The organism is Pseudomonas sp. Marseille-P9899 (assembly GCF_903166565.1).
GTDB classification, from domain to species: Bacteria; Pseudomonadota; Gammaproteobacteria; order Pseudomonadales; family Pseudomonadaceae; genus Aquipseudomonas; species Aquipseudomonas huaxiensis.
In genome coordinates, this window is record NZ_CAESCG010000001.1 from 826,786 (window position 1) to 836,547 (window position 9,762).

The window sequence follows — 9,762 nt, forward strand, 5'->3', positions numbered from 1 at the left end:
CCGGAGACGAAGAAGGCTTGAGCAGAACCTGTGCCAGTTATTTTGATTGAATAGAAAGTCATTCAAAATCAACGGCTTATAACAAGATCAATAGACGGCTTGAGGTGTTCCAGAACAGGCTTTCACTGCACTGTCTCATGCTGAGGCAGTTGTCTGGGGTGAGGGCTGTACCGGACTGAGACAGCCGTTTCGAGGCAATGGAATGAACAAGCCCGATGACCCTTTTTCTGCCCAGCGTGAAGTGAACGTCATTACCGCGATCGAAGCGCGCAACTGCGCCTTTGGTTCGCAACTGGTGGAGCGCTCCTGGGAGCGTTCGCAGCGCTACGGGATCCGCACCCGCGACCGGGTGTTGTTCGATGCGCCGGTGGCGGTCCGCCCCGGGCATCTGCGCGATTACGGCGGTTCGCTGCTGGACGCCGCGCGGCCGGAAATGGAGCAATTGCATGCCTCGCTCGCGCCGCGAGACTGGGTACTGGCCTGCATCGATCTGGACGGCGTGGTGCTGAGCTCCATGGGCAAGTCCAACGGCGCCAGCCAGGAGCTGAACCAAGTGTTTCGCCAGGGCGCGCAGTTTCTGGAAACCCTGGTGGGCACCACGGCGCCGAGCTGTGCGCTGGCCGAGCAGGAGTCGGTGATCATCGCCGGCTCCGAGCATTATCTGGAGGAAGCGCGCGCCTTCACCTGCATGGCGACGCCGATCTTTGGCGTCGACGGCGGCATCGTCGGGGTGCTGGATGCCAGCCGCAAAGGTGTGGAAGCCTCGCTGTATACGCTAGAGTCCCTGGTGATCGCCGCGCGCGCCATCGAACGTCGCCTGTTCAGCCAGTTGGGCAGCGTGCTGCTGGTGCACTTGCATGGTCGTCTGGATATTCTCGGCACGCCGATGGAAGGGCTGCTGGCCTTCGATCAGGCGGGCCAGCTCAAGGGTGCGAACCGGATCGCCCATCAGCTTTTCCATCCGCCGGGGCTCAAGCCGGGCATGGATTTCAGCGAGCTGTTCGACATGCCGTTTGCCCATGCGCTGTGTTATCGGCGTTATGACCTCAGCGTGCCTTTCCGGCTGCAGACCCATTGGGGCGGGCTGTTCAACGCCTGCCTGACCGCCACGCCGGGCAACGCCTCGGTGCAATCGCGCCGGCCAGCGCATCCGCCGGTTACCGCCGAGCGCGGCGAGCCTGCCGGGCACGGGCCTTGCCTGGAAGACCCGACAGTCAGCGCGGCACTGGAGCGCGGGCGTAAAGCCTTTGCCCGCAACATTCCGCTGTTGATCAATGGCGAGACCGGCACCGGCAAGGAGGTTTTCGCCCGCCTGTTGCACGACGGCAGCAGCCGCGCCACAGGCCCGTTCGTGGCGATCAACTGTTCGTCCATTCCGGCCAGCCTGATCGAGTCGGAACTGTTCGGTTACGTCGAAGGTGCGTTCACCGGCAGCCGCAAGGGCGGCGCCTCGGGCAAGATCGAACTGGCCGACGGCGGCACGCTGTTCCTCGATGAAATCGGTGATATGCCGCTGGAATTGCAGGGGCGGTTGCTGCGGGTACTGCAGGAGCGAAACCTCAGTCGGCTGGGCAGCAACAGCGTGGTGAAAGTGGACTTCGCGCTGATCTGCGCGACCCACCGCGACCTGCTCCAGCTTTCCCAGGAACAGGGTTTTCGCGAAGACCTCTATTACCGCATCAACGGCCTGCGGGTCAGCCTGCCGGCGCTGCGCGAGCGCAGCGATCTGGCGCAACTGATCCAGCACTTGTTGCTCAGCGAATCGGCCGGCTCAGCGCCACCGGTGTTGGACGCGCCGGCCTTGCGTGCGCTGCTGGCGTATTCCTGGCCGGGCAATATTCGCCAGTTGCATCAGGCGCTGCGCCTGGCTGTGGCGCTGGCGGATGAGGACGGCTGGATTGGCTTGCAGCACCTGCCGGATGAGGTACTGCGGTTTGCGCCGCAACCCGTTGGCGAGGCGCTGGAAGTCGAAGCCGAGGAGGGGCCTGGCGGTACGTTGCAGGCGTCCGGACAACGGGCGATTCGTGCGGCCATCGCCGCGTGCAACGGCAACCTGTCCGCCGCCGCACGGCGACTGGGCATTGGTCGGGCGACCTTGTACCGGAAGATGAAGGAGATGGAGCAGGGCGCTTGAGGATCGGCCCTTTCGCGACGCGCTGTCGTGAAAGGGCCGGGTAGCATTCAACCTTTGAGGTGCGGGAAGTCTTCTTCGAAGTGTTCGTGCTCGCCGCGGCTGTCGCCTTGCCGGCGCTGCACTTCCATCTGCCGCAGTTCTACCCGGCGGATCTTGCCGGAGATGGTCTTGGGTAACTCGGTGACGAACTCGATGCGCCGCACCCGTTTGTACGGCGCCAGGTGTTCGCGGGCGAAGGCGAGGATGCTGTGCGCCAGCTCCGCGCTGCCCACCTGGTCGTGGACCAGAATCAGGAACGCCTTGGGCACTGCCAGCCGCACCGGGTCATGGCTCGGCACCACTGCCACTTCCATCACTGCCGGGTGTTCGATCAGTGCGCTTTCCAGCTCGAACGGGCTGATGCGGTAGTCGGACGCCTTGAACACATCGTCGGCGCGACCCACGAAAGTGATGTAGCCGTCGGCGTCGATCTGCGCGGTGTCGCCGGTGCGGTAGTAGCCGTCGCGCATGACTTCGGCGGTTTTCTCCGGGCTGTCTTCGTAGCCGAGCATCAGGCCCAGCGGCCGTATCGCCAGCGGCAGGGCGACTTCGCCTTCGTTGCCGGGCAGGCCGTCGGGGTCGAGCAGGCTGACCTGATAGCCGGGCAGCGGGCGGCCCATCGAGCCGGGCTTGAGGAGCTGGCCGGGGGTGTTGCCGACCAGCGCGGTAGTTTCCGACTGGCCGAAGCCGTCGCGCAGGTCGAGGCCCCAGGCGTGTTGCACTTGCTCGATGATTTCCGGGTTGAGCGGCTCGCCGGCGCCGACCAGTTCCCGCAGGCGCAGGCGGCCGCGGTAGCTGGCGAGGTCTTCCTGAATCAGCATGCGCCAGACCGTGGGCGGCGCGCACAGGCTGGTGATGCCGTAGCGTTCCAGCACCTGCAACAGCGAGATGGCGTTGAAGCGCGGGTTGTTGTGGATGAACACGCAGGCGCCGGCATTCCACGGGGCGAAGAAGCAACTCCAGGCGTGCTTGGCCCAGCCGGGAGACGAAATGTTCAGGTGCAGATCGCCGGGCTGCAGGCCGATCCAGTAGAGGGTGGACAGGTGCCCCACCGGATAGCTCTGGTGGCTGTGCAGGACCATTTTCGGCTTGGAGGTGGTGCCTGATGTGAAGTACAGCAGCATCGGGTCGGTGGCGCGGGTCACGCCTTCCTCGATGAACGTGGCGCTGTGGTTTTCGGCGTTTGTATGGGGCACCCAGCCGTCTGCCTGGTTGCCGACGCTGATGCGGGTGAAGTCGTCACCGAGGCCGGCGAATTTTTCCAGGTTGGCGGCGCCGACGATCAAGTGGCGGACGTTCCCGCGCTCGATGCGGTCGCGCAGGTCTTCCGCGGTCAGCAGGGCGGTGGCGGGGATCACCACGGCGCCGAGCTTGAAGGCGGCGAGCATGCTTTCCCACAGGGCGATGTCGTTGCCGAGCATCATCAGAATGCGTTCACCGCGCTTTACGCCCAGCGCGCGCAAGTGGTTCGCCACACGGTTGGAGCGCTGCGCCATCTCATGAAAGCTGTAGCGGCGTTCGCTGCCGTCTTCCTCGACGATCCACAGGGCTGGGGCCGTGTTGTCGCTGGCCATGTGATCGAAGTAATCCAGCGCCCAGTTGAAGCGCTCAAGCCTGGGCCAGCGGAAATCCCGTACGGCGGTTTCGTAGTCGGTACGGTGGGCGAGCAGGAAATCACGGGCGGCAAGAAAGGCGTGGCGTTCTGAGTTCATGAGGGGCGTGCCTTGATTGTTGTTGTCGGTCCCGCCTGGTCAGGAAACCGGGGGTTGGGCCGAGTATAGGCGCGCGTTTATGAGAGCAGAATTCACATAAAAGCCGGTGCAATGTGCAAATTTGCAGGGTGGGCGAGGGGGTGTTTCAAAGTGGGACAGGGGCGCTCCCTCTCAAGAGTGCCCCTTGCGGCCATCACCTACTCAACGGTGCCGATGACGACGCTTGTGCTTGCGTTTGCCGGTGTCACGGTTGTCGTCGGCCAGGTGGTTGCCCAGCGCCCCCCCGGCTGCGCCGCCCAGGCCTGCGCCAACGGTAGAGCCGGTCGAGCCGCCCAGTTTGCCACCGATCAGCGAGCCGCCCGCCGAGCCCAGCCCGCCGCCCAGGGCCGCTTCGGTGCGGTTGCCCTTCTTCGCGCCGACGGCGCTGCCAGCTGCGCCACCCAGGCCGGCGCCAATGGCCGCGCCGGTGCTGCCACCGATCTGTTGACCGACGACATTGCCAAGCGCGCCGCCAAGGCCGCCGCCGATCGCGGTGGTGCCGTCACCGGCCAGTGCCGCCTGGGACATCAAGATACCTAGAGCGAGGGTAGGCAGTGAAAAACGCATGGTCGAAACCTCTGGCAGTGGGGGCAATCAGGAAAAAGTGGAAAGCAGCCGGTCAGTCGTCGTCACGGTAGCGGCGATCATCACGGCGATGGTCATAGCGGTCGTCGTAGCGGCGGTCGCGGCGGTCATCCTGCCAGCGGTGCTGGTCACGGTCGCCACGCCAGCCGTCGTTGCGGTCATGGTGGTGATGATGGGCGCAGCCGGCGGAAACCAGGATCGCGGCCAGCAGGGACAGTTGAGCAAGACGGGTCAGCACGGTCATTTCCTCTAACCGCGGGGGCGGTATTCGATGGCGTAGGTATGACCGCGTTTTTCAGGATTTGTTGCAGAGGGACAGCCAAGTGATTGGCAGATATGAAAAAAGCGCCATGAAGGCGCTTTTCTCAAAAGGTGGTGCGAGTGGCGGGACTCGAACCCGCAAGGCTCACGCCGACAGATTTTAAGTCTGCTGTGTATACCAATTCCACCACACTCGCAGGTTGATCGAGATTCACGAGGTCTCTCAAATCAAGCGCGCTTTATAACTCATCGTTATATTCGCGTCAACGGGTAAGACGAATACTCACCGCGCCATGTAACGTTGCACCCACCGCCTGGGAATCATCATCGAGGCCAGTCCGAGCATGGCTGCCAGGACGCTGCTGGCCAATAATGCGGCAAAACCCAGGTGGTGTTCCAGCCAGCCGCCGAGCACCGCGCCGAACAGCATCCCGCTCCACGGCACCAACTGCATGCGCCAGCCAGGGCGCCGCTCGCCCATCAACCAACGGCCGAGGCCGCGCCCGAAGCGTGACAGCGCGCCGGTGACGTAGGTCAGGCCGATGGGCAGGCCGTTCACTTCTTCGACTGCGGCATTGAGCATGCCCATGGACAGGATCGCCGCCAGCATCGCCAGCAGTTCCAACTGTTTACCGCACAAGGCGGCGGCGAGCAGCAGCAGGGCGGTCAGCGCCAGCAACGGCCAGGCGCGCTTGCGGCTGGAGCGGGCGATCATGACGCCCAGTGCGTTGCCGATGACGAAGGTGGCGATGAGCAGCGCCAGGCGCGCGACCAGATCGAACTGGCCGTCGCTGAATGCCACGGCCAGGCGGGTGGTGTTGCCGCTCATGAAGGAGACGAAGTCGCCGCTGGCCAGGAAGCCAATGGCGTCGGTCATGCCGGCCAATACCGAAAGGCCGCCAACGAAGAACAGCCCGACCCGGCCGCGCAGTCGGTACAAGCGCAGGGCGTGGGGTCTGCGCTGGCCTGCGGGGTGTTCTGGCAGCATGCCGGGCGGGTCAGCTGGGTTCGATGGCGCTGGCTACGGCGCGCAGTTCGTTGATCGAGGCGGTCAGGCCGCTGACCCGTTCGTTGACTTCGACCGCATCGGCGGCGTGGACCGAGTTCTGCAGGTAGACAGCATGCCCAGCCAGGCCTTTCGCCAAGCGTTCCATCCCGTCGGCCGTGTGCTCCAGATCATCATGAATACGTTGCATGCGCGTGTTTATTACCAAGATCCCTTCCTCGACCGCTTGTCTGTTGTACCTGCCGGACGGAGGGACTATAGCAACTTGCCGGCATTCTCAGGAGGCGGTGTGCAGCCAATGGCGCTATACCTTGATCCAGCGCAGTGTTTGCAGGGCCTGTTCATGGTCGGTGCAGATGTGCATGTAGGAGCTGATGAACATGGATGTAGGAATACGGCTCACTAAGAGCCATCCTCAGAGTATGCTGTAGCTACACTTCAATCATCATCAGCGGACTCAGCAATGGCTCCATCCGAGCGACTGGACCTGCACAGCATGCACACCAGTCTGTACGAACAACTTGTACAGACCGTGGTCGACTACGCCATCTACATGATGGACCTCAACGGCTACATCATTTCCTGGAACGCGGGGGCCGAGCGCATCAAGGGCTACCGTGCCGAGGAAGTCATTGGCCAGCATTTCTCGTTGTTTTTCACCGAGCAGGATTGTGCCGATGGCCGTCCGCTGTTCCTCTTGAACAAAGCGTTGAGCAGCGGCGGTGCCCAGGATGAAGGCTGGCGCGTGCGCAAGGACGGCACGCAGTTCTGGGCGCTGGTGGCGCTGGATGTGGTGCGCTCGCCGGAAGGCGAAGTGATTGGCCTGGCGAAGATCACCCGCGACATCACCGACCGCCGTGAAGCCGCCCTGCAACTCGATGCGATGCGCGCGCAACTGTTCCAGTCGCAGAAGCTCGAAGCGCTCGGCCAGTTGACCGGGGGCATGGCCCACGATTTCAACAACCTGCTGACCATCATCATCAGTTCGGCGAAGCTCGCCATGAACAGCCAGGATCCGCAACGCACCCAGCGCTTGCTTGAGCATGTGCTCGATGCCGGGCAGCGCGGCAGCCAGATGACCCAGCAATTGCTCAGCTTCGCCCGCCGCAAGGAGCTGGAAGTGGTGAGCGTCAATTTGCCGGAGGTGATCGAGGCGATCCGCGCGCTGTTGTACCAGGCGCTACCCAAAGGCATCGAACTGCACGTGCAGTGCGATGAGAACCTGCTGCCGGTGGAAGTGGATGCCGGGCAGTTGCAGATGGTGCTGCTCAACCTGGTGCTCAATGCCCGGGATGCCATGGAAGACGGCGGCGAGATCCGCCTGTGGGCGCGCAATCAGGTGTTGCTGGGCGAACGCGAAAACCTGTGCGGGCCGTTCGCCCTGATCAGTGTCACCGATACCGGCAAGGGTATTTCTGCGGAGGTGTTGCCGCGGATTTTCGAGCCGTTCTTCACCACCAAGGGCTTCGGCCAGGGTACGGGCCTTGGCTTGAGCCAGGTGTACGGATTTGCCAAGCAGAGCAATGGCGGCATCTGGGTCGACAGTGAGCCGGGACAAGGCACCTGTATGACGCTGTGTCTGCCGCTTTCGGATAGCGGGGAGGGCAGTGCACCGTGGAACAGCTCCAGCGTGTAGCGACAGGTATCAAAGGCCTCGATGACCTGCTCAAGGGCGGCCTGATCGCGGGTTCTGCCTATATCGTCCAGGGCCGGCCTGGCTCCGGCAAGACGGTGCTGGCCAACCAATTGGCGTTCAACCATGTGCGTCATGGTGGCCGGGTGTTGGTCGCGACCTTGCTGAGCGAGTCCCACGAGCGGCTGTTCCAGTACCTGTCGACCTTGTCGTTTTTCGACGCGACCAAAATCGGCGACCAGATCCAGTTCATCAGTGCCTTCGACACCCTCGATCAGGACGGCCTCGAAGCCGTGGTGCGCCTGCTGCGCGGCGAGATTGCTCGCCAGGGCGCTTCGTTGTTGATCGTCGATGGCCTGCTCAACGCGCGCTCGCGGGCCGAGACCGTGCTCGACACCAAGAAATTCATCTCCGAGCTGCAGGCCCACGCGGCCTTCGCCAACTGCACATTGCTGTTGCTGACCAGCAGCCACCTGGAGGACGACAGTCCCGAGCACACCATGGTCGATGGCGTGATCGAGCTGGGCGAAGACCTGCATGGCGCTCGCGCGGTGCGCCGCATCCAGTTGCGCAAGACCCGAGGCAGTGGCGCGCTGTCCGGGCTGCATGAGTACGAGATCACCGGCGATGGCCTGCGGGTCTATCCGCGGCTGGAAGCGCTGTACGCTCGTCCGTCAGGTATGGGCAGCGAGACCTTCAAGCGTGTCGGCAGCGGCGTGGCCTGCCTCGACCGCCTGTTGCTCGGCGGTCTGGCGCAAGGCTCGGTGACCTTGGCAATGGGCCCGTCGGGCAGCGGCAAGACCTCGCTCGGGATGAGTTTTCTCGGCGCCGCGACGCCAGAGGCGCCCGGACTGCATTTCGGTTTCTATGAGCCAGCGCCGCGCTTGCGGATGAAGGCGGCGGCTCTGGGCCTTGATTTCGCGGCGATGGAGCGCGATGGCGCCCTGCGAATTGCCTGGCAGCCAACCACTGAGGGCCTGCTGGATGATGTTGGCGCACGCTTGTTGCGCCAGGTCAGCGAGCACGGCATCAAGCGGGTATTGATCGATAACCTCGGCGGCTTCGCCAGGCTGGCAACGCGTCCGGAGCGCTTGAACGAATTTTTCCGCGCCCTGATGGGCGAACTGCGGGCCCACGACGTGACGGTGCTGGCTACGTGGGAAATGCGCGACATCTTCGGCTCGGAAATCAACGCCCCGGCGCCGGAGCTGTCGAGCATCGTCGACAACCTGCTGTTGATGCGCTTCGTGGAGCTGGGCTCGGAGCTAAAAAGGGTGCTGTCGATCTTGAAAGTGCGCGACAGCCGTTACGACCCGGCGCTACTGGAAGTGGTGATTGGTGCAGGAGGGGTGGAGCTGCATGAGGCGTTCAACGAGGCAACCGCAGTGCTCTCCGGCACGGCGCAGCCACTGGAACGGTCCTGAGGGCCGCGGTCTGAAATCATGAGCACAATTCTGGTGGTCGACGACGAGTACATCATTTCCGACATCCTCGGTTTTGTGCTGGAGGATGCGGGCTTTCAGGTCGAGAAAGCCACCAACGGTGCAAAGGCACTCGAAGTGCTGAAAAAAACACGGGTCGAGCTGCTGATCACCGACTGGATGATGCCGGTGATGAATGGCGAAGAACTCGCCCGAAAACTACGCGCCGACCCACAATACAAAGGCATGCCCATCATTCTCATGAGTGGCGCACAGAGCGATATCGCTCGCAAGAGTCCAGAATTGTTCGACGGTGTGCTGGATAAACCCTTCGATCCTGAAACGCTGATTGACATGGTTCAGGGGCTCGTCCGGCCACCTGGGGGATGAAACCCCTCAGTTCAATCCGCGGGTCCGGCGAGGTGGGACCAAGCGCATCCGTGCGACTCGATTCATGCAAACAACTTATGAATGGTCTTCTCCTTTTTCCGGCGCCGGGCTGCCGGCCTGAATGCGTTTGTAGATCTCTTCACGGTGCACCTGAACGTGTTTCGGTGCATCGATGCCGATCCTCACTTGCATCCCCTTGACACCTAGAATGGTGACTTTGATGTCATCGTCGATGACGATGCTTTCGCCAACCTTGCGGGTGAGTATCAGCATGTATTTCTCCTTGGTAACTTGAAATGCCTCGCAGGCGGTACCCACAGAGGACAGGGGCGCTGGGAGACGCTTCCCTCTTTCCCTTCATTAAAGACGCATTCGTTGAAAATTAATTCCCCGAACAAAATATTTGCGAGTGTCTTTTTTAGGTTGGGCGTCGACTGGGCAGGTGGGAATTTCGCGACGCGAGATTTTCCACCCGGCAAGCATAGGGGTGTTGAACGCATATGGGAAATTTCTCTTATAAAAAGAGAAACTTTCGACATTTA

The 9,762-nt window shown here is 62.5% G+C and carries 10 protein-coding genes and 1 tRNA gene; 4 read left to right on the plus strand and 7 right to left on the minus strand.

The features are described from left to right. Window positions 1–202 precede the first annotated feature (202 nt). A complete protein-coding gene (locus tag HWV67_RS03725) occupies window positions 203–2,134 on the plus strand; it encodes a sigma-54-dependent Fis family transcriptional regulator (RefSeq protein ID WP_175649983.1) in 1,932 nt (643 codons plus the stop codon). A gap of 47 nt (window positions 2,135–2,181) precedes the next feature. On the opposite strand, the gene HWV67_RS03730 is transcribed toward HWV67_RS03725, so the two are convergent. The 6 genes from HWV67_RS03730 to HWV67_RS03755 all read right to left on the minus strand — a co-directional run bounded on the left by HWV67_RS03730 (window position 2,182) and on the right by HWV67_RS03755 (window position 5,966). Then, a complete protein-coding gene (locus HWV67_RS03730) occupies window positions 2,182–3,885 on the minus strand; it encodes an AMP-binding protein (RefSeq protein WP_175649984.1) in 1,704 nt (567 codons plus the stop codon). A gap of 201 nt (window positions 3,886–4,086) precedes the next feature. Then, complete coding sequence (locus tag HWV67_RS03735) at window positions 4,087–4,491, minus strand: bacteriocin (protein WP_095153800.1); 405 nt, start codon at window positions 4,489–4,491, stop codon at window positions 4,087–4,089. 52 nt (window positions 4,492–4,543) lie between these two features. Then, window positions 4,544–4,753 carry a hypothetical protein gene (locus tag HWV67_RS03740; protein WP_371929269.1) on the minus strand — a complete coding sequence of 70 codons (210 nt, stop codon included), beginning with the start codon at window positions 4,751–4,753 and terminating at the stop codon, window positions 4,544–4,546. A gap of 129 nt (window positions 4,754–4,882) precedes the next feature. Then, a tRNA-Leu gene (locus HWV67_RS03745) sits at window positions 4,883–4,967 on the minus strand. Window positions 4,968–5,053: 86 nt separating this feature from the next. Next, window positions 5,054–5,758, minus strand: coding sequence for a YoaK family protein (locus HWV67_RS03750; RefSeq protein WP_095153799.1), 705 nt, complete (start codon window positions 5,756–5,758; stop codon window positions 5,054–5,056). 10 nt (window positions 5,759–5,768) lie between these two features. Beyond that, on the minus strand, window positions 5,769–5,966 hold the full coding sequence (locus HWV67_RS03755) for a hypothetical protein (protein WP_175649985.1): 198 nt from the start codon (window positions 5,964–5,966) through the stop codon (window positions 5,769–5,771). 273 nt (window positions 5,967–6,239) lie between these two features. On the opposite strand from HWV67_RS03755, the gene HWV67_RS03760 reads away from it, so the two are divergent. From HWV67_RS03760 to HWV67_RS03770, 3 genes are read left to right on the plus strand one after another with little or no spacing between them, the layout of a single operon-like run. Then, window positions 6,240–7,412, plus strand: a complete 1,173-nt coding sequence (locus HWV67_RS03760) for a two-component system sensor histidine kinase NtrB (RefSeq protein ID WP_175649986.1) — start codon at window positions 6,240–6,242, stop codon at window positions 7,410–7,412. Beyond that, entirely contained in the window at window positions 7,391–8,833 is a 1,443-nt protein-coding gene (locus tag HWV67_RS03765) for an ATPase domain-containing protein (protein WP_175649987.1), read from the plus strand. Before HWV67_RS03760 ends, HWV67_RS03765 begins: the two co-directional genes overlap by 22 nt. 18 nt (window positions 8,834–8,851) lie before the next feature. Beyond that, the gene (locus tag HWV67_RS03770) at window positions 8,852–9,220 is read left to right on the plus strand and encodes a response regulator (RefSeq protein ID WP_175649988.1); all 369 of its coding nucleotides are present in this window, start codon (window positions 8,852–8,854) and stop codon (window positions 9,218–9,220) included. 75 nt (window positions 9,221–9,295) lie between these two features. Here the strand turns inward: HWV67_RS03770 and csrA are convergent, their stop codons facing one another. Continuing rightward, window positions 9,296–9,493 (minus strand): carbon storage regulator CsrA, encoded by a 198-nt coding sequence (gene csrA / locus HWV67_RS03775; protein WP_095153794.1) that lies wholly within the window; start codon window positions 9,491–9,493, stop codon window positions 9,296–9,298. Between the last annotated feature and the right edge of the window lie 269 nt (window positions 9,494–9,762).